17 protein-coding genes are annotated in these 17,412 nt (G+C 65.0%); 5 read left to right on the top strand and 12 right to left on the bottom strand.

Annotation, left to right across the window (positions count from 1 at the left end; all coding sequences use genetic code 11):
* Positions 1 to 52: 52 nt before the first annotated feature.
* The 4 genes from ggt to LQV39_RS18565 form a co-directional block, all read right to left on the bottom strand.
* A complete protein-coding gene (gene ggt / locus LQV39_RS18580; protein ID WP_230027624.1) occupies positions 53 to 1,834 on the bottom strand; it encodes a gamma-glutamyltransferase in 1,782 nt (593 codons plus the stop codon).
* A gap of 107 nt (positions 1,835 to 1,941) precedes the next feature.
* Entirely contained in the window at positions 1,942 to 2,709 is a 768-nt protein-coding gene (locus LQV39_RS18575; protein ID WP_230027623.1) for a 3-hydroxyacyl-CoA dehydrogenase, read from the bottom strand.
* Between the two features lie 91 nt (positions 2,710 to 2,800).
* The gene (locus tag LQV39_RS18570) at positions 2,801 to 3,586 is read right to left on the bottom strand and encodes a hypothetical protein (protein WP_230027622.1); all 786 of its coding nucleotides are present in this window, start codon (positions 3,584 to 3,586) and stop codon (positions 2,801 to 2,803) included.
* Positions 3,587 to 3,671: 85 nt separating this feature from the next.
* Positions 3,672 to 4,058 carry a VOC family protein gene (locus tag LQV39_RS18565; protein ID WP_230027621.1) on the bottom strand — a complete coding sequence of 129 codons (387 nt, stop codon included), beginning with the start codon at positions 4,056 to 4,058 and terminating at the stop codon, positions 3,672 to 3,674.
* Between the two features lie 138 nt (positions 4,059 to 4,196).
* On the opposite strand from LQV39_RS18565, the gene LQV39_RS18560 reads away from it, so the two are divergent.
* On the top strand, positions 4,197 to 5,495 hold the full coding sequence (locus LQV39_RS18560) for an acetyl-CoA hydrolase/transferase family protein (RefSeq protein ID WP_230027620.1): 1,299 nt from the start codon (positions 4,197 to 4,199) through the stop codon (positions 5,493 to 5,495).
* Between the two features lie 75 nt (positions 5,496 to 5,570).
* On the top strand, positions 5,571 to 6,107 hold the full coding sequence (locus tag LQV39_RS18555) for a thioredoxin domain-containing protein (RefSeq protein ID WP_230027619.1): 537 nt from the start codon (positions 5,571 to 5,573) through the stop codon (positions 6,105 to 6,107).
* Here LQV39_RS18555 and LQV39_RS18550 read toward each other — a convergent pair.
* From LQV39_RS18550 to LQV39_RS18520, 7 genes are all read right to left on the bottom strand, one after another.
* The gene (locus LQV39_RS18550; RefSeq protein ID WP_230027618.1) at positions 6,031 to 8,232 is read right to left on the bottom strand and encodes a sodium-translocating pyrophosphatase; all 2,202 of its coding nucleotides are present in this window, start codon (positions 8,230 to 8,232) and stop codon (positions 6,031 to 6,033) included. The two genes, LQV39_RS18555 and LQV39_RS18550, sit on opposite strands and share 77 nt — an antisense overlap.
* A 173-nt stretch (positions 8,233 to 8,405) precedes the next feature.
* Positions 8,406 to 9,062: an adenylate kinase gene (adk, locus tag LQV39_RS18545; RefSeq protein WP_230027617.1), complete on the bottom strand. Its 657-nt coding sequence runs from the start codon at positions 9,060 to 9,062 to the stop codon at positions 8,406 to 8,408.
* A gap of 147 nt (positions 9,063 to 9,209) precedes the next feature.
* Complete coding sequence (kdsB, locus tag LQV39_RS18540) at positions 9,210 to 9,962, bottom strand: 3-deoxy-manno-octulosonate cytidylyltransferase (RefSeq protein WP_230027616.1); 753 nt, start codon at positions 9,960 to 9,962, stop codon at positions 9,210 to 9,212.
* 7 nt (positions 9,963 to 9,969) lie between these two features.
* Positions 9,970 to 10,143 (bottom strand): Trm112 family protein, encoded by a 174-nt coding sequence (locus LQV39_RS18535; protein WP_230027615.1) that lies wholly within the window; start codon positions 10,141 to 10,143, stop codon positions 9,970 to 9,972.
* Positions 10,124 to 11,167 (bottom strand): tetraacyldisaccharide 4'-kinase, encoded by a 1,044-nt coding sequence (gene lpxK / locus LQV39_RS18530; RefSeq protein WP_230027614.1) that lies wholly within the window; start codon positions 11,165 to 11,167, stop codon positions 10,124 to 10,126. The genes LQV39_RS18535 and lpxK overlap by 20 nt, the downstream gene beginning before the upstream one ends.
* 182 nt (positions 11,168 to 11,349) lie before the next feature.
* On the bottom strand, positions 11,350 to 11,802 hold the full coding sequence (locus LQV39_RS18525) for a biopolymer transporter ExbD (RefSeq protein ID WP_230027662.1): 453 nt from the start codon (positions 11,800 to 11,802) through the stop codon (positions 11,350 to 11,352).
* Complete coding sequence (locus LQV39_RS18520; RefSeq protein WP_036237285.1) at positions 11,802 to 12,407, bottom strand: MotA/TolQ/ExbB proton channel family protein; 606 nt, start codon at positions 12,405 to 12,407, stop codon at positions 11,802 to 11,804. The genes LQV39_RS18525 and LQV39_RS18520 overlap by 1 nt, the downstream gene beginning before the upstream one ends.
* A gap of 1,259 nt (positions 12,408 to 13,666) precedes the next feature.
* On the opposite strand from LQV39_RS18520, the gene xseA reads away from it, so the two are divergent.
* The 3 genes from xseA (at position 13,667) to LQV39_RS18505 (ending at position 16,663) form a co-directional block, all read left to right on the top strand.
* The gene (xseA, locus tag LQV39_RS18515; RefSeq protein WP_230027613.1) at positions 13,667 to 15,028 is read left to right on the top strand and encodes an exodeoxyribonuclease VII large subunit; all 1,362 of its coding nucleotides are present in this window, start codon (positions 13,667 to 13,669) and stop codon (positions 15,026 to 15,028) included.
* A gap of 95 nt (positions 15,029 to 15,123) precedes the next feature.
* Positions 15,124 to 15,699: a superoxide dismutase gene (locus LQV39_RS18510; RefSeq protein ID WP_230027612.1), complete on the top strand. Its 576-nt coding sequence runs from the start codon at positions 15,124 to 15,126 to the stop codon at positions 15,697 to 15,699.
* Positions 15,700 to 15,976: 277 nt separating this feature from the next.
* Positions 15,977 to 16,663 (top strand): response regulator transcription factor, encoded by a 687-nt coding sequence (locus LQV39_RS18505; RefSeq protein WP_230027611.1) that lies wholly within the window; start codon positions 15,977 to 15,979, stop codon positions 16,661 to 16,663.
* Here the strand turns inward: LQV39_RS18505 and LQV39_RS18500 are convergent, their stop codons facing one another.
* Positions 16,664 to 17,410, bottom strand: a complete 747-nt coding sequence (locus tag LQV39_RS18500) for an SDR family oxidoreductase (RefSeq protein ID WP_230027610.1) — start codon at positions 17,408 to 17,410, stop codon at positions 16,664 to 16,666. It abuts the gene before it with no gap.
* Between the last annotated feature and the right edge of the window lie 2 nt (positions 17,411 to 17,412).

The following is a 17,412-nucleotide window of genomic DNA, read 5'->3' as shown; positions in this document are numbered from 1 at the left end:
AGTAACAAACTCTGACCCTACCGAGTGGAATAATTAGTCTTTTGCCATCGCTTTAGTCGCCTTTTGCCACACCTTCGCGGCGCGGATCGGCGCCGCCGAACCACAGCGACACGCCATGGATATCCATGCGCTCGATGCCCTGCAGGCCGGAGGTCTGTTCGCCGATGCGGATGGCATGCCCGCGGGCCTTCAACTGCTCGATGGTCGCGGAGGGGAAGCGCCCTGCTTCGAGCTCGGTCGGACCGTTGCGGCTGCCGAAGTTCGGCAAGGCGATCGCCTCCTGCATGTTCAGGCCCCAGTCGAGGGTGCCGACCAGGACCTTGGCCACGTAGTTGATGATCAGCGGGCCGCCCGGCGAACCGATCGCCTCGACGAAGCGGCCGGTCTTCTTGTCGAAGACGATGGTCGGGCTCATCGCGCTGCGCGGCCGCTTGCCCGGCTCGACGCGGTTGGCGATCGGGCCGCTGGCATCCTTCGAGTCGAAGGAAAAGTCGGTCAGCTGGTTGTTGAGGATGAAGCCGTCGACCATCTGGCGCGAGCCGAAGGCATCCTCGACGCTGGTGGTCATCGACAGGCCGGCGCCGTACTGGTCGACCGCCACGATGTGCGAGGTCGAGTGGGCTTCGATCGAATTGTCCAGGCCCCAGTTCCAGGCGGTCTCGACACCCGGCGGGTTGCCGGCTTCTGCCTTGCCCATCGAGCGCGGCCCGATCAGGCTGGCGCGCCTGGCCAGGTAGTTCTTGTCCAGCAGGGCCGGGATGCCGCGACCCGGCAGCGGCACGAAGTCGGTGTCGGCGGCGTAGCGGTCGCGGTCGGCATAGGCCAGGCGCCCGACTTCCGAGAACACGTGCACCGCGTCGGCGCCCGGGATGCCCTTGCTTGGCGCCAGCGCCTTCATGTCGCGGGTCTCGAACATGCCCAGCATCTGGGCCACGGCGATGCCGCCCGAGGACGGCGGCGGCATACCGCACACGGTGTAGCTGCGGTAATCGTTGCAGACCGGCTCGCGCAGCTTGGGCTGATAGGCGGCGATGTCGGCGGCGGTGAGCAGGCCCGGATTGGTCGGGTGGCTCCTGACCTTGGCCTCGATGTCGCGCGCGATCCGGCCTTTATAGAAGACCTCGGCGCCGCCCTCGGCGATCTCGCGCAGGGTCTTGGCCAGCTCCGGGTTCTTCAGCAGATAGCCGACCGGACGCGGCTTGCCGTCCGGGCCGTAAAAATAGGCGCGCGCGGCCGGGTCCTTGCGGATGTAGGGATCCCAGGCCAGCAGGCCGTTCAGGCGCGGGCTGACCTTGAAACCGTTCTCGGACAGGCGGATTGCCGGCCCGAACAGGGTCTTCCAGGGCAGCTTGCCGTGCTGGCGGTGGGCCAGTTCCATCATGCGCAGCACGCCCGGCGCGCCGGTAGAACGGCCGCCGACGATACCCTCGGTGCGCGACAGCGGCGTGCCATCCGGATGCTGGAACAGGTGCTCGTCGGCCTTTGAAGGCGCGGTCTCGCGGCCGTCGTAGGCCTGCACCTTCTTGCCGTCGTAATACATCAGGAAGGCGCCGCCGCCGATGCCGGACGACTGCGGCTCGACCAGGGTCAGCACCAGCTGGGACGCGATGCCGGCGTCGATTGCCGTGCCGCCCTGCTTCAGCATTTCGTAACCCGCCTCGACCGCCAGCGGATTGGCGGCCGCGACCATGTACTTGCGCGCGGCCCAGCCGGCTTTTTCGGTGAAACCGGTGCCGGCCTCGGGGGATTTCTGGAGCGAGTCCTGGGCGAGGACGGGGACTTGGATCTGGGTGCCGGCCAGGACGGCGGCAAGGGCAAGCAGCTTCAGGGTCATTCGGTTCTCCGGAAAAAACAGGGCGCGCGGCCGGCGATGTGGCCGACCTGCGCGCCCGATATCACGGAGCATCCTACCCTAAATTGGCAAAGCGCTCACATGCAGGCTTACTTCGGCTGCATGCGGATCGCGCCATCCAGGCGGATGGTTTCGCCGTTCAGCATCGTGTTTTCGATGATGGTCTTCGCCAGGTGGGCGTATTCGCCCGGCATGCCCAGACGCTGGGGGAACGGGACCATCTTGCCGAGCGCGTCGCGCACTTCCTGCGGCATGCCCATCAGCATCGGGGTCTCGAAGATGCCCGGGGCGATGGTCATCACGCGAATGCCGCTGCGCGACAGGTCGCGCGCCATCGGCAGCGTCATGCCTGCCACGCCGGCCTTCGAGGCGCCATAGGCGGCCTGGCCGATCTGGCCGTCGAAGGCCGCAACCGAGGCGGTGTTGATGATCACGCCGCGCTCGCCGTGCTCCAGGCCTTCGGTCTTGCCCATGGCGTCGGCCGCCAGGCGGCACATGTTGAAGGTGCCGACCAGGTTGATGTTGATCGCGCGCTGGAAGGCGTCCAGCGGGTGCGGGCCGTCCTTGCCGACGGTCTTGATGGCCGGCGCCACGCCGGCGCAGTTGACCAGGCCGCGGACCGTGCCCATGGCGGTGGCCGCTTCGACCACGGCCATGCCATCTGCTTCCGAGGTCACGTCGCACTTCACGAAACGGGCCTTGCCGGCGCCCAGCTCGGCGGCCAGCTTCTCGCCGGCTTCCGCCTGCACATCGGCCAGCACGACCATGCCGCCGGCGTCCACGATCATGCGCGCGGTGGCGGCGCCCAGGCCCGACGCGCCGCCGGTGACGATGAATACATTGTTCTGAATCTGCATGCTGCTGTCTCCTCCGGGTATTGGATGGTTCTAACGTTTACGTAAACGTCAACTCCCGGATTGTAGCGAGCTTCAGCCCGCAACGCCATGTTTACAAGCACTGGACGGTCGCGCCATTACGGGTGCATGGCCGTCCCGCGCTGTTGACGCCGGACCCGGTGGTGCCGAGGTTGTAGGTGGCGCCGGCAGCATCGCGGCAGGCGCCGCCGACGCAGGAATTCAGCAGCGTCGTACTCGGCAGCACCGGCTGGGGCGCCTGGGCCGGCGCCGGCACCGGGACGGCGCCATAACCGATCGCCGCGGCCTCGTTGCCGCTCAGCGGACGCGGCGCCAGCGGACCCGCCGGCTGCCAGGCTTCGCGCCGGCGCGGGGCCTGCCTGGCCTGCTTCTGCTGCTTCGGCTTCGGCTGCTGCGATGGCGGCTGCGACTGCGGGGGCGGCGCCTCGCGCGTCAGGCTGTCGGTCTCGTCGTGGACCTCGGCCGGGTCCTTGCGCGCCGGATCGGCGGCCTGCGGCTGGCGCGGGTTCAGTACCGGGCCGTAGCTGGGCACCTGCGTACTGCCGCTCGGCCGCGTGGATGGCGGGAGCGCGTTAGGGCTCGTGCTGCGCGCGGGCCGGGCGGCATCGCTGTGGCCGGCGGCTTCGTCGGCGACGGTGGCGTCCTGGTTGGCGCGGTCGGTGCTCTGGGTCTGGCGCCCGGTGGCGGCGGATTCCTCCTTGCGCAGGAAGGATTCGGCCTGCTGGCGGGCCTGGTTTGCCTGCTGGGTTTGCTGTGGGGTTTGGACTTGCGGCTGCGCCTGGGTTTGACGCGCCTGGGCGGCCGTGCCGGCAAGCAGCGCGGACAGCGCCATGGCGCCGGGGATGAGGAACTGTCTCATGGCTCACCTCGTTAAGCTGGATGAGTCCATTATCGGCCGCTGCGGGGGCGGAGGGCGCGCGCCTGTCCTCCCCCGGCGTGAAGGCTTACTGCCCCGGCGGCGGCTCCCACAGCTCGACCTTGTTGCCTTCGGGGTCGATGACCCAGCCGAACTTGCCGTATTCCCCATCTTCAAGCTTGTCCAGCACCTGGCAGCCCTCCTCGCGCAGAGCCTGCAGCAGCGCGGCCAGGTCGGCCACGCGGTAGTTGATCATGAAGGTGGACTTGCTGGGGTCGTAGAGCGTGGTGTCGGCCCCGTTGATCGACCAGACCGTCATGCCGCCGGTCGGCTTGCCCTCGTCGTCGCTCCAGCTGAAGGCGGTGCCGCCCCAGTCCATCACGTCGATGCCGAGGTGCTGCTTGTACCAGGCGCGCATCGTCGCCGGGTCCTTCGCGTTGAAGAAAATGCCGCCTATCCCAGTCACCCTTTTCATACGATCTCCGCTTGTAATAGTTGTCGATTTAAAACTGTTTCACTCTAGCATAGGCTGTCAGGTCCCTGTCATCTTCCGCAGGTAGTTTGCTATGCTGGAAAGCATCAGCGCATCACACAAAAACGACAGGAGACGACCATGCAGAACCTGCAGGAGATGTATCAGTCGAAACGCGGCAGCGCCCTCGACGCCCTCGACCACTTGCTCGACGGTGACATGATCATCGTGCCGACCGGCGTCGGCGAGCCGCCCACCCTGCTGCATGCGCTGTCGGAGCAGCATCAGCGCTTCAATGACATCAAGGTCGCCCAGATCCTGGCGATGCGCAAATACGGCTACTTCGACCCGGCCTGTCGGCCCCACGTACGCCACGCCGCCCTGTTCTTCGGCGGCGCCTCGCGCGCCGGCGGCCAGGGCGGCTGGTGCGACTTCATCCCCAACTATTTTTCCGAGATCCCGGCCCTGATCGAGCGCGGCCTGATGCCCGCCGACGTCGTGTTCGCCATGGCTTCGCCGATGAGCGCCTCCGGCCACTTCGCCCTCAGCCTGGGCGCCGACTACACGATGGCGGCGGTCGCCAGGGCGCGCGTGGTGGTGCTCGAAGTGAATCCCAACGTGCCCTTCACCCACGGCCAGTGCCACGTCCACCTGTCGCAGGTGACGGCCATCGTCGAGAACGAGGAGCCGATCCTGGAAGTCGGCCTGCCGAAGATCGGCCCGGTCCAGGAAGCCATCGGCGCCCTGGTGGCCGAGCACATCGAGGACGGCTCGACCCTGCAGATCGGCTACGGCGGCATTCCGGACGCGGTGGTGATGCAGCTGACTGGCAAGCGCGACCTCGGCATCCACACCGAGATGATCGGCGACGGCATCCTGACCCTGGTCGAATCCGGCGCCGTCAACAACAGCAAAAAGACCCTCCTGCCCGGCAAGATGGTCGCCACTTTCGCGCTCGGTTCGCGCAAGCTGTACGAGTTCATGCACCACAACCCGATGCTGGAGATGCACCCGTCCAATTTCACCAACGACCCGTACATCGCCGGCCAGAACGACAAGCTGGTGACGATCAACGCCAGCCTGCAGGTCGACCTGCTGGGCCAGTGCGGCAGCGAGAGCATCGGCCACCTGCCCTATTCCGGCACCGGCGGCCAGGTCGACTTCGTGCGCGCCGCCAACCGCTCGCGCGGCGGCAAGTCCTTCATCGTGCTGCCTTCGACCGCCAGGGACGGCACCGTCTCGCGCATCGTGCCGACGCTCTCGCCCGGCACCCATGCCACGACCAGCAAGAACGATGTCAACTACGTGGTCACGGAATGGGGCGTGGCCCAGCTGCGCGGCAAGTCGGCCAAGCAGCGGGCGCAGGCGCTGATTGCGATTGCGCATCCGGATTTCCGGCCGTGGCTGCGCGAAGAAGCCGACAAGATGTGCGTCTTCTGATTCCTACCCGAAACTCGCGGCGGCGATCCACTGCGCATGCCATGATTCTCTCCATTGCGAACACAGGAGAATTTCATGGATCGTGTGGACCAGATCGGCCCCGATGAGCACGTGCGTGGCCCGCAGGATGCGGCGCTGACCTTGATCGAATACGGCGACTTCCAGTGCCCCTACTGCGCGCGGGCGCATGCGGCGCTGAGCGGCTTGAGCGCCGAGTTGGCCGATGAGCTGGGCGGCATCCGCCTGGTGTACCGCCACCTGCCGCTGGCGGACCGCCATCCGCTGGCCGAACTGGCGGCGGAGGCGGCCGAAGCCGCCGCCAGCCAGGGCAAGTTCTGGGACATGCACGACATCCTGTTCGAGCAGCAGCGCACGGTGATGGACAAGCAGGACCTGGCCGTGCTGGCGGAAAGCCTGGACCTCGACATCGAGCGCTTCCGCGCCGATGTCCTGGAGCGCCGCCACCGCCCGCGCGTTCAGGGCGACCTGGAACGCGCCCACCACGACGGCGCCACCGGGACGCCGACCTTCTTCATCAACGGCCAACGCTATCGGGGCGATTCGGACCAGGCGTCGCTGCGGCAAGCGCTGACGGCGGCACTGGGGCGCTGAGCGTCCGCGTGGCCACCGCCGAGGGCGGCGGGGCGCCGGGCGCGCGCATCATCTGCGGCGTCAACTGCGGCGCCTTCACGGCAAGCCAGCCGCCGCCGACCGGCAGCAGCGGCACCAGCAACAGCGCGACGATGTTGATGATCTTGATGAGCGGATTCACCGCCGGGCCGGCCGTGTCCTTGTAGGGGTCGCCCACGGTGTCGCCGGTCACGGCCGCCTTGTGCGCGTCCGAGCCCTTGCCGCCGAAGTGGTTGTCCTCGATGTACTTCTTGGCATTGTCCCAGGCGCCGCCGCCGGTGGTCATCGAGATCGCCACGAACAGGCCGGTTACGATGGTCCCCATCAGCATGCCGCCCAGGGCCGCCGGGCCCAGCAGCATCCCGACCGCCACCGGCACCACCACCGGCAGCAGCGAAGGCAGCACCATTTCGCGGATTGCCGATGCGGTCAGCATGTCGACGGCCTTGTCGTATTCCGGCTTGCCGGTGCCGGCCATGATGCCGACGATCTCGCGGAACTGGCGCCGCACCTCGACCACCACGGCGCCGGCGGCCCGCCCTACGGCCTCCATCGCCAGCGCCCCGAACAGGTAGGGCACCAGGCCGCCGATGAACAGGCCGACGATCACCATCGGATTCGACAGCTCGAAGCTGATGCGGGTACCGCCCGCCTCCAGCGCATGCGTGTAGTCGGCGAACAGCACCAGCGCGGCCAGGCCGGCCGAGCCGATCGCATAGCCCTTGGTGACGGCCTTGGTGGTGTTGCCGACCGCATCCAGCGGATCGGTGACGGCGCGCACGCTGTCCGGCAGGCCGCTCATCTCGGCGATGCCGCCGGCGTTGTCGGTGATGGGCCCGTAGGCGTCCAGCGCGACGATGATGCCGGCCATCGACAGCATCGAGGTGGCGGCGATCGCGATGCCATAGAGCTCACCCAGGGCGTAGGCCACCAGGATCGCGGCGCACACCACCAGCACCGGGTAGGCGGTCGACTTCATCGACACGCCCAGGCCGGCGATGATGTTGGTGCCGTGGCCGGTGGTCGAGGCCTCGGCAATGTGCTGCACGGGGCGGAACTCGGTGCCGGTGTAGTACTCGGTGATGTAGACCATCAGGCCGGTCAGCACAATGCCGACCAGGGAGCAGCCCAGCATGCGCCAGCGCATCGCGTCCTCGCCCCAGACCATCCAGGTGACGACGGCAAAGCCGATCAGCGACAGCCCGGCGGCCCACCACAGCCCCGTGTACAGGGCCGACATGATCTTTTTCCCCGGCTTGTTCTTGACCATCATGCAGCCGACGATGGAAGCGATGATGGACACCGCGCCCAGCAGCATCGGGAAGATGACCGCCGCGCTGCCGGTGGTGGGCACCATCAGCGCGCCCAGCAGCATGGTGGCGACCAGGGTCACGACATAGGTCTCGAACAGGTCGGCCGCCATGCCGGCGCAGTCGCCGACGTTGTCGCCCACGTTGTCAGCGATGACGGCGGGGTTGCGCGGATCGTCCTCGGGAATGCCGGCCTCGACCTTGCCGACGAGGTCGGCGCCGACGTCGGCGCCCTTGGTGAAGATACCGCCGCCCAAACGCGCGAAGATCGAGATCAGCGAGGCGCCGAAGGCCAGGCCGACCAGCGGCTGGATGGCATCATGCGGCGACAGCGACGGCCCCGAGGCCGCGATCAGGAACCAGTAGAACAGCGAGACGCCGAGCAGCCCCAGCCCGACCACCAACATGCCGGTGATCGCGCCGCCGCGGAAGGCGACGTCGAGGGCCCGGTCCATGCCGTGCGAGGCGGCCTGGGCGGTGCGGACATTGGCCCGCACCGAGACGTTCATGCCGATGAAGCCGCAGGCGCCGGACAGCACCGCCCCGGCCAGGAAGCCGGCCGCGGTAAGGCCGCCGAGAAGGAAGAAGATGGCAATCAGCAGGACAAGGCCGACGATGCCGATCGTACGGTACTGGCGCGCCAGGTAGGCCGACGCGCCCTGCTGGATGGCCAGCGAGATTTCCTGCATGCGGCCGTTGCCGGGATCCTGTTGCAGGATCCAGCTTCGTGACCACAATCCGTAAAGTACCGCGATGACGCCGCATGCGACGGCGAAGCCCAGCTGTGTGGATGCCATATAGTCTCTCCCCCCTTGTCCTTCGATCAAGTACTACGCACTGTTGCGAAACTTTGATCCAAAAACCTGGACGGATGGCTATAAGTCATCCGGAGCCAACGGGCAGCGCGATGTGCGACGCCCGGAAAACTCTTTGGCGGCCTCGAAAGACCGCCTGTATAGATGTGCCCGGCTTACTCGGCCAGCGCGGCAAAGGCCGCTTCGCGCACCTGATCGACCGGACCCACGCCCGAGATCTTGCGGTATTTCGGCGCGCCGGGCAGGCCCGACTGGGCCCACTTGTTGTAATAGCCGAGCAGCACTTCGGTCTGGTTATGGTAGACAGCCAGACGCTTCTTGACGGTCTCTTCCTGGTCGTCGTCACGCTGGACCAGCGCTTCGCCGGTAACGTCGTCCTGGCCTTCCACCTTGGGCGGATTGAACTTGACGTGGTAGACGCGGCCCGAAGGCTGGTGGGTGCGGCGGCCGGTCATGCGCTCGACGATCATCTCGTCCGGCACGTCGATCTCCAGCACGTAATCGATGTTGACGCCGCTTTCCTTCATGGCGTCGGCCTGCGCGATGGTGCGCGGGAAGCCGTCGAACAGGTAACCATTGGCGCAATCGGCGTCCTTCAGGCGCTCCTTCACCAGGCCGATGATGATGTCGTCCGACACCAGCTGGCCTGCGTCCATCACCTTTTTCGCTGCCAGGCCAAGCTCGGTGCCGGCCTTGATGGCGGCACGCAGCATGTCGCCGGTGGAAATTTGAGGGATATTGTATTTTTCTTTAATGAAATTCGCCTGGGTGCCTTTACCGGCGCCGGGGGCTCCTAACAGAATGAGACGCATGAAGGATTTCCTAAAAGGTGTTGATGCATATTTAACTAGCTAATCCGAAAGTTACCACAAAAGCAGCGCCCAACGCCACTGCGGGGGAGGGATCGAAGGGGCTGCTTGAGGTGGCGCAGACCGGACCTGAAGATATTTCCTGCTGGATCAAGACGCGAAGAAAGCGCGCACCCGCGCCAGGTCTTCCGGCGTATCGACGCCCGCCGCCGGCGCGCTGTCGGTCACGTGCACGGCGATCGGCACGCCATGCCAGAGCACGCGCAGCTGTTCCAGCGCTTCGATCGTCTCTAGCGGCGATGGCTCCAGCTGCGGATATTGCTGCAGGAAACCGTTGCTATAAGCATACAAGCCGATATGGCGGAGCGGGACATAGCCTGCCGGCAGCTGCTCGCGGCTTTGCGCGAAGGCGTCGCGATGCCAGGGGATGGTGGCGCGCGAAAAATACAAAGCACGGCCGAGCTTGTCGAGCACGACCTTGACCACGTTCGGGTTGAAGGCATCGGCAGCATCAATCAGCGGGTGGGCGCAGGTGGCCATGGGCACCTCGCGGCCGATGCGGGCGGCGCAGGCGGACAGCAGGGCCGGGTCGATCAGCGGCTCGTCGCCCTGCAGGTTGACCACCACGGCGTCATCCGGCAGCCCGAGGGCGCGCGCGACTTCGGCGATGCGGTCGGTGCCCGACGGATGGTCGGCGCGCGTCATGCAGGCTTCGACGCCGTGATCGGCGCAGGCAGCCAGGATGTCGGGGTGGTCGGTGGCGACGACGATGCGGCTGGCGCCGGATTCCCGGGCGCGCTCGGCCACGCGCACCACCATCGGCTTGCCGCCGAGGTCGGCCAGCGGCTTGTTCGGCAGCCGGGTCGATGCCAGGCGGGCCGGGATGATGACGACGAAACTCATGGCGGGATCAGACCGACGGCTCGACCTTGCGGGCCTGGTCGGCCCACATGATCGGGATGCCGTCGCGGATCGGATAGGCCAGGCGGTCCGGGCGGCAGGTCAGCTCCTGCGCTTTCTTGTCAAATTCGAGCGGTCCCTTGCACAGGGGGCAGACCAGGATATCAAGCAGTCGGGCGTCCACGACATTTCTCCACGATTTGAGCGGCCAGCGCAGCATCGATCTGCGCAGTGACCGGGACGACCCACAAGCGCGGGTCGTTGTTCAGATGTTCAAGTTGCCGACATTTTACTGCATCCTTCTCGGTCATCAGGATGAGCTCGGCATCGAGGTCCTTGAAGGGGTCGTCGAGGAAGTCGTGGTGGTCGGGCAGCGGCAGTTCCTCGATCCGCAGCCCGGCCGCCTTCAGCATGCTGAAAAAGCGAGAGGGATTGCCGATGCCTGCGGCGGCCACGATGCGCTTGCCGGCCATGGTTTCGGCCAGCGTGGACAGCGGCAGGCGCTGTTGCGGGTCGCGCAATTGTTCGGCGTACTCTCCCGCCAGCTGCATCCGGTAGGGGCGGCCGCCGACCGCCAGCGCCAGCGCGGGCGTCAGCTCGGGCGTGTTCACGACCGTGAAATCGCGCCGGCGCGAAGGCGGCTCGCGCAGCGGCCCGGCCGGCAGGGTCCAGCCATTGCCGACGCCGCGGCCGTCGAACAGCACCAGCTCGACGTCGCGCTGCAGGGCGTAGTGCTGGAGGCCGTCGTCGGTGACCAGCACGTCCACCTTGGGATGGCTTTCCAGCAGGTGGCGGCCGGCCTCGGCACGGCGGCGCCCGACCACGACCGGGCAGCCAGTGCGCATGCCGATCAGCAGGGGCTCGTCGCCGACCTCGCGCGCGCTCGAACCTGGCAGGACTTCACGCGGGCCGCTGTCCCCTTCCCCGCCATGGCCGCGCGAGATCACGCCAGGCTGCAGGCCGGCGGCGCGCAGCTGCTCGACCAGCCAGATGGTGAGCGGCGTCTTGCCGGTGCCGCCAATAAAGATATTGCCGACCACGATGACAGGGACGGGCAGACGTTCGGATTGCAGGATGCCGGCGCGGAACAGGATGACGCGCAGCGCGGCGAGCAGGCGGAACAGCAGGGACAGGGGCCACAGGGCCAGGGCCAGGGGGCCTCGGCGGAGCCAGGCGCGGGTGAGGGTCGATTCGAGGGATGAAGCCATGTGAAAAGCGCTAGCTCGTGAAAGAAGCGTTAGCCGGTAAACGTCGTCCCCGCGAAGGCGGGGACCCAAGTTCTGCTCGAGCTATCGAAACGCTTGCAAACTTGGATCCCCGCCTACGCGGGGACGACGAGTTAAGGTCGCGGGGAGGTGGGCCGGGCAATGCCCGGCACGACAAACGGTGCTTACTTCTGCCCGCCGCTCTGCGCCGCAAACGTCAGCTTGTCATACCCCGCCATCCGCGCTGCTTCCAGCACATTGATCACCATCTGGTGCATGGCGAACTGGTCGGCATTCACGATGATCACCGGGTCCTTGGCCGGGTTCGCCAGCGGCTGGCCGTCCGGGCCGGTCGCGGCGGCATGCCTGAGGTCCTCGGCGAGGCCGGCCACGCCGTGGAAGGAGACCGGCACATTGTTGACGGTGTAGTTACCCTTGGCATCGACGGTGACGTTGATCTCGAAAGGCTTGTCGATCGCCTTCTCGGCGTCGGCGGTCGGCAGGGTGATCTGCAGCTCGGTGAACTTGCTGTAGGTGGTGGTGACCATCAGGAAGATCAGCACCACGAGCAGCACGTCGATGAACGGGATCAGGTTGATCTCCGGATCCTCGCGCTTGCGGCCGCGGCGGAAGTCCATCATTTGCGGGCACCGTGGACGACGTCGACGAATTTCACGGCCTGCAGCTCCATGTCGATGATGAAGCTGTCGACCAGGGCGCGGAAGTGGCGGTAGAACACCAAAGCCGGCATTGCGATCGCCAGGCCGAAGCCGGTGTTATACAGGGCCACCGAGATGCCGTGGGCCAGTTGGGCGGGATTGGTGCCGGAGGCGTTCTGGGCGCCGAAGATCTCGATCATGCCGACCACGGTACCGAACAGGCCCATCAGCGGCGCCAGCGAGGCGATCGTGCCCAGGGTGGTGAGGAAGCGCTCGAGCACGTGGGCCACGCCCCTGCCCGCTTCTTCGATCGACTCCTTCATCACGTCGCGCGGGGCATCGACGTTGCGCAGCGCGGCGGCCAGCACGGCGCCCAGCGGCGAGTTGGTCTGCAGCTTGTCGATGATGTCCGGCGTGACCTTGCCGCTGCGATAGACCTGGATGACTTCGTCGAGCAGCTGGCGCGGCAGGATTTTCTCGCGGCGCAGGTAGATCAGGCGTTCGATGATCAGCGCCAGTGCGATGATCGAGGCAATCAGCAACAGCCAGATGGGCCAGCCGGCGGCTTGAAGAATGGCGAGCAAAAGGAACTCCTGAATAGGTAGAAAAACAAGGCGGAAACGAATTGCGCAATGTAACGTGTTGCCAGCTTTGCGGCAAGTAGAGTTCTGCACACTTTCTGTGGATAAAAGTGTGCGCAAGAGGCTTTGCTGCAGGAAAGATCCTTGATTCTTAAAGGATATTTTTCCATGCGTAAAAACTTGGCAGGCTTGTTTGTGTATTTCCTTGTTGCAACCAAAGCACGCTGGCCGGATGAAACTTGCCCACAATTTCTGTGGATAAATTTGTGTGGAATACCCTTTCCTTAAGGTAAGTCATTGATTTTACTGATGGAAATTTTGGCGATGAAATTTGTGGCAACACGGCACACGCGTAACTTCCTTACAGTCCGGCCCGCTTCTTCACATTTTTTGTGGACAAAATTGTGCGCAAGCGCACATAGCGACACTAAACCCCTTGATTCATAAGGAAAAAGTTCCGAAGCCCGTTTTTTAGGCAGCCTGGCTTATCCCCGTTTCAGGCGGACTTTGCACATAAACTGTGGAAAACGATGTGTGCAATCCCGGCGACCAGTTCCCAAGTGTTTGAATCCAAAGGAAAAAGCTCGACACGCACAAAATTTAGGCAAGCTCCTCCGTGTCAGTCCAGCTTGTGCAAGCGGCAATGACCGCGCCAGACTGGTATAGTCCCATCCCTGACGAAACCGGGGCCCGTCGATGGACGCCTCAGCTTGCTCCTGTGCCGGGCCTTACCGAGCGCCGCAGAAATCCCGTTCGCAGCCCTGCGCTTCTTCACAAATTTTGTGGAAAAGATTGTGAGCAAGGACCTTGATCAAGATCAAAGTGTTTGAATTTAAAGGACAAATACCTGCTGCAGCATTTTTAGGCACAGCCCGACTTATGCACCGTTGGACTGGATGACTGCCCGAATAGCCCAGGTTTGCACATAAATTGTGGAAAACGATGTGAGCAAGACCCCGAACAGCAGGCTAAGTCCTTGATTGCCTTGAGAAAACAACTGCATGCCTGATTTTTACGCACCGGAAATAGGATGCAAGGCTTATCCACTTCCTCACAATTTCTGTGGATAAGATTGTGGCCAAGTGCCATCCGGGCCTGACAAGTCTTTGATCCGTAAGGAAATTTTGTTTCTGCATCGAAATCAGGCAGCGAAAATTAGCATTAAAAATCAAGCGTTTACAAAAACTATTTGTTGTATTACCGCAGATATGGCGCCCACAATATGCAGCCATGTTTTTGTGGACAGTTAAAAGCCCATTCCTATGTTCCCGCCATCCGACGCCGATCCCGCCTACGCCGCCCCACCCGTCCTCACCGTCACCGCGCTCAACCAGCAGGTGGCGCGGCTGCTGGAGCGCTCCTTCCCGCTGGTGTGGATCGGCGGCGAGATCTCGAACTTCACCCGCGCCGCCTCGGGCCACTGGTACTTCACGCTGAAGGACGATGCCGCCCAGGTGCGCGCCGTGATGTTCCGCGGCCGCGCCCAGTACGCCGGCTTCACGCCGCGTGAAGGCGACAAGGTCGAGGTGCGCGCCCTGGTCACCCTGTACGGCGCGCGCGGCGACTACCAGATCAATGTCGAGGCGATCCGCCGCGCCGGCGTCGGCGCCCTGTACGAAGCCTTCATGCGCCTGAAGGAAAGGCTGGGCAACGAGGGCCTGTTCGACCAGGAACGCAAGCGTCCGCTGCCGCTGTTCACGCGCGCCATCGGCATCGTCACCAGCCTGCAGGCGGCGGCCCTGCGCGACGTCCTTACCGCCCTGAAGCGCCGCGCCCCGCACGTGCGCGTGGTGCTCTACCCTGCCCCAGTGCAGGGCCAAGGTGCGGCCGAGAAGATCGCCGAAGCCATCGCCACCGCCTCGCGCCGGAAAGAAGTGGACCTGCTGCTGGTCTGCCGCGGCGGCGGCTCGATCGAGGACTTGTGGAGCTTCAACGAGGAAGTGGTGGCGCGCGCCATCGCCGCCGCGTCGATGCCGGTGATCTCGGGCGTCGGCCACGAGACCGACTTCACCATCGCCGACTTCGCCGCTGACCTGCGCGCCGCCACACCGACCGCCGCCGCCGAGCTGGCCGCGACGGCCCGCGACGATTGGATGAGCTCACTGGAAGCGGACGCCGGCGACCTGCGCCGCGCCATGGAGCGCATCCTGTCCGAGGCCAACCAGGGCCTCGACAGCCTCAGCCGCCGGATGATCAGTCCCTCGGACCGCATCGCCCACCAGCGCCTGAAACTCCTGGGCATGGCGAGCAGTCTGACGCATGCGGTGCGCACGCCGGTCAACCGTAACGGCGTGCTGCTGGCCCAGCTGCAGCAACGCTGGGCTCGCCACCTGCCGGATGTGCGCTCGCTGCGCGCACTGCTATCGTCAGAAAGGCGCCAGCTGGCGGCCAGCATGAGCAGCCAGCTGCGCCAGCGGCGCGAGGCGCTCGGCGCACTGTCGGCCCAGCTGGAACTGCTGAACCCGCAGCGCACGCTGGAGCGCGGCTATGCGATCGTCAGCAATGCCAAGGGCAAGGTGCTGCACTCGCCCGGCCAGATCAAGCCGCGCGACACCATCGTGGTGCGCCTGGCCGAGGGCAGCGCCGAAGTCGGCGTGGCGAGCGTGCAAGACCTGCTTGAATGAAACGAAAGCCAAACATGCAACCGTCGCGCATCCGGTTTAGAATATGCGACCGTTTAGGAAGAACGACCCGTTTCCAACCAATCAAGGAATAAGACATGGAACATACTCTGCCGCCGCTGCCGTACGCCAAGGATGCCCTCCAGCCGACCATGTCGGCTGAGACCCTGGAATTCCACTATGGCAAGCATCACCAGGCTTACGTCACCAACCTGAACAACCTGATCAAGGGCACCGAGTTCGAAAACCTGTCCCTGGAAGAGATCATCAAGAAATCGCAGGGCGGCATCTTCAACAACTCCGCCCAGGTGTGGAACCACACCTTCTTCTGGAACTGCATGACCCCGAACGGCAGCGCGCCGGCCGGTCCGGTGGCCGACGCCATCAACGCCAAGTGGGGCTCGTTCGACAAGTTCAAGGAAGAGTTCCAGAAATCGGCCGTGGGCAACTTCGGCTCGGGCTGGACCTGGCTGGTAAAGAAGACCGACGGCACCGTCGACATCGTCAACACCTCGAACGCCGGCACCCCGCTGACCACCGAGAACAAGGCCCTGCTGACCGTCGACGTCTGGGAGCACGCCTACTACATCGACTACCGCAACGCCCGTCCGAAGTTCGTCGAGTCGTGGTGGAACATCGTCAACTGGGACTTCGTGAACCAGAACTTCGCGTAAGCGCAGCTACGGCGTTTCACGCATCCTGCGGCCCGCTTCGGCGGGCCGTTGCCGTTAACGGTTCCGGCAAGCTCTAAACGGTGACGGGCAATAGCCTGCGCGCCGCAAAGGTATGCGCTGAGTTCATGGCTCTGTAACCAAAAGAAATCCGCCGCGGCGGATTTTTACGTTTACAAGTCGTCTTTTGTCGTGAAACTGTATCAAAATGTCCAGTCTTTACGGCAATTGCGCTTTCCGATGACTTGCTCTTATACAATACCGGGTCAAGGAGAACTCCATGTATCGTGTACTGTTGGTCGAAGACGATCCCCGCCTGGCGGAGCTCGTCACGGAATACCTGTCCAGTTATGAATTTTCGGTGGACCTCGTCACCCGGGGCGACACCGCGCTCGAGCATTTCAAGCAGAGCCAGCCCGACATCGTCGTGCTCGACCTGATGCTGCCCGGCATGGACGGCATGGTCGTCTGCCGCCAGATCCGCGAACAGTCCGAAGTGCCGATCCTGATCCTGACGGCGCGCGAAGACACCTACGACGAAGTCTCGGGACTGGAACAGGGCGCGGACGACTTCGTCAACAAGCCGGTCCAGCCGCGCGTGCTGCTGGCGCGCCTGCGCGCCCTGCTGCGCCGGACGCAGCAGAAGGCAGCGCCGGATACCAGGGTGCTGGAATTCGGCGGGCTGCGCATCATGACCAACGACCGCAGCGTCAGCTGGCGCGGCCAGCCGTGCGTTCTCAGCAATACCGAGTACAAGCTGCTGCTGGTGCTGGCCGAGGCGGCCGGGCGGGTGCTGTCGCGCGACGAGCTGCTCAAGAAGATGCGCGGCATCGAGTTCGATGGCCTGGACCGCAGCATCGACAACTGCATCTCCAAGCTGCGCAAGAAGTTCGACGACAACCTGTCGGAAAAGATCAAGACCGTGTGGGGCGAGGGTTATCTGTTCTCGCCCTCCGCCTGGAACTGACTACCGTCCCCCTGACACGTCGATGAAGCTTCCCGTGGTATAGGACGCTTCATCGGACAGCAGCCACAGCACGGCCCGCGCCACCTCCTCGGCCTCGCCGCCCCGCCCCATCGGCACAGAATTCTTCAGACGCTCGACGCGGCCCGGTTCGCCGCCGCTGGCGTGCATCTCCGTGGCGATCAGCCCGGGCCGCACGCCGTTCACGCGGATGCCCTCCTCCGCCACTTCCTTCGCCAGGCCGATCGTCAGCACGTCCAGGGCCGCCTTCGAGGCCGCATAGTCGACGTATTCGCCGCTCGAGCCGAGCACGGCGGCGCGCGAGGACACGTTGACGATCGCACCGCCGCGCCCACCCCGCTTTGCCGACATGCGCAGCACCGCTTCGCGCGCACACAGGAAGCTGCCGGTGACGTTGGTGGCGAAGATGCGTTCGATGCGTGAAGCGTCCATCTGCTCGACCCGCATCTGGCGCGCCAGGATGCCGGCGTTGTTGACCAGGGCGTCGAGGCGGCCGTAGCGCGCGTCGAGCCCGGCAAACATGCGCATCACCTCGTCTTCGCGCGAGACGTCGGCCTGCACGGCGAAGGCGCTGCCGCCGGCGTCTTCGATGGCGCGCACGAGCTGCAAGGCGGCCGCGGTATCGGAGCGGTAGTTGATGCAGACCTGGTAGCCGCGCGCGGCGGCCAGCAGGGCGCAGGCGGCGCCGATGCCGCGGCTGGCGCCGGTAATGAGAATGGTTTTATTCATGC

Source organism: Massilia sp. Bi118, assembly GCF_918697865.1.
GTDB lineage: Bacteria > Pseudomonadota > Gammaproteobacteria > Burkholderiales > Burkholderiaceae_D > Telluria.
Note: the sequence above shows the minus strand (reverse complement) of the source record. Positions and strands in the feature narration are given on the sequence as shown.

What these genes read in the sequence shown, in the direction of transcription:
- ggt (WP_230027624.1), bottom strand. Translation starts at nt 1,834, where the DNA reads ATGACCCTGAAGCTGCTTGCCCTTGCCGCCGTCCTGGCCGGCACCCAG.
- LQV39_RS18575 (WP_230027623.1), bottom strand. Translation starts at nt 2,709, where the DNA reads ATGCAGATTCAGAACAATGTATTCATCGTCACCGGCGGCGCGTCGGGC.
- LQV39_RS18570 (WP_230027622.1), bottom strand. Translation starts at nt 3,586, where the DNA reads ATGAGACAGTTCCTCATCCCCGGCGCCATGGCGCTGTCCGCGCTGCTT.
- LQV39_RS18565 (WP_230027621.1), bottom strand. Translation starts at nt 4,058, where the DNA reads ATGAAAAGGGTGACTGGGATAGGCGGCATTTTCTTCAACGCGAAGGAC.
- LQV39_RS18560 (WP_230027620.1), top strand. Translation starts at nt 4,197, where the DNA reads ATGCAGAACCTGCAGGAGATGTATCAGTCGAAACGCGGCAGCGCCCTC.
- LQV39_RS18555 (WP_230027619.1), top strand. Translation starts at nt 5,571, where the DNA reads ATGGATCGTGTGGACCAGATCGGCCCCGATGAGCACGTGCGTGGCCCG.
- LQV39_RS18550 (WP_230027618.1), bottom strand. Translation starts at nt 8,232, where the DNA reads ATGGCATCCACACAGCTGGGCTTCGCCGTCGCATGCGGCGTCATCGCG.
- adk (WP_230027617.1), bottom strand. Translation starts at nt 9,062, where the DNA reads ATGCGTCTCATTCTGTTAGGAGCCCCCGGCGCCGGTAAAGGCACCCAG.
- kdsB (WP_230027616.1), bottom strand. Translation starts at nt 9,962, where the DNA reads ATGAGTTTCGTCGTCATCATCCCGGCCCGCCTGGCATCGACCCGGCTG.
- lpxK (WP_230027614.1), bottom strand. Translation starts at nt 11,167, where the DNA reads ATGGCTTCATCCCTCGAATCGACCCTCACCCGCGCCTGGCTCCGCCGA.
- LQV39_RS18525 (WP_230027662.1), bottom strand. Translation starts at nt 11,802, where the DNA reads ATGGACTTCCGCCGCGGCCGCAAGCGCGAGGATCCGGAGATCAACCTG.
- xseA (WP_230027613.1), top strand. Translation starts at nt 13,667, where the DNA reads ATGTTCCCGCCATCCGACGCCGATCCCGCCTACGCCGCCCCACCCGTC.
- LQV39_RS18510 (WP_230027612.1), top strand. Translation starts at nt 15,124, where the DNA reads ATGGAACATACTCTGCCGCCGCTGCCGTACGCCAAGGATGCCCTCCAG.
- LQV39_RS18505 (WP_230027611.1), top strand. Translation starts at nt 15,977, where the DNA reads ATGTATCGTGTACTGTTGGTCGAAGACGATCCCCGCCTGGCGGAGCTC.
- LQV39_RS18500 (WP_230027610.1), bottom strand. Translation starts at nt 17,410, where the DNA reads ATGAATAAAACCATTCTCATTACCGGCGCCAGCCGCGGCATCGGCGCC.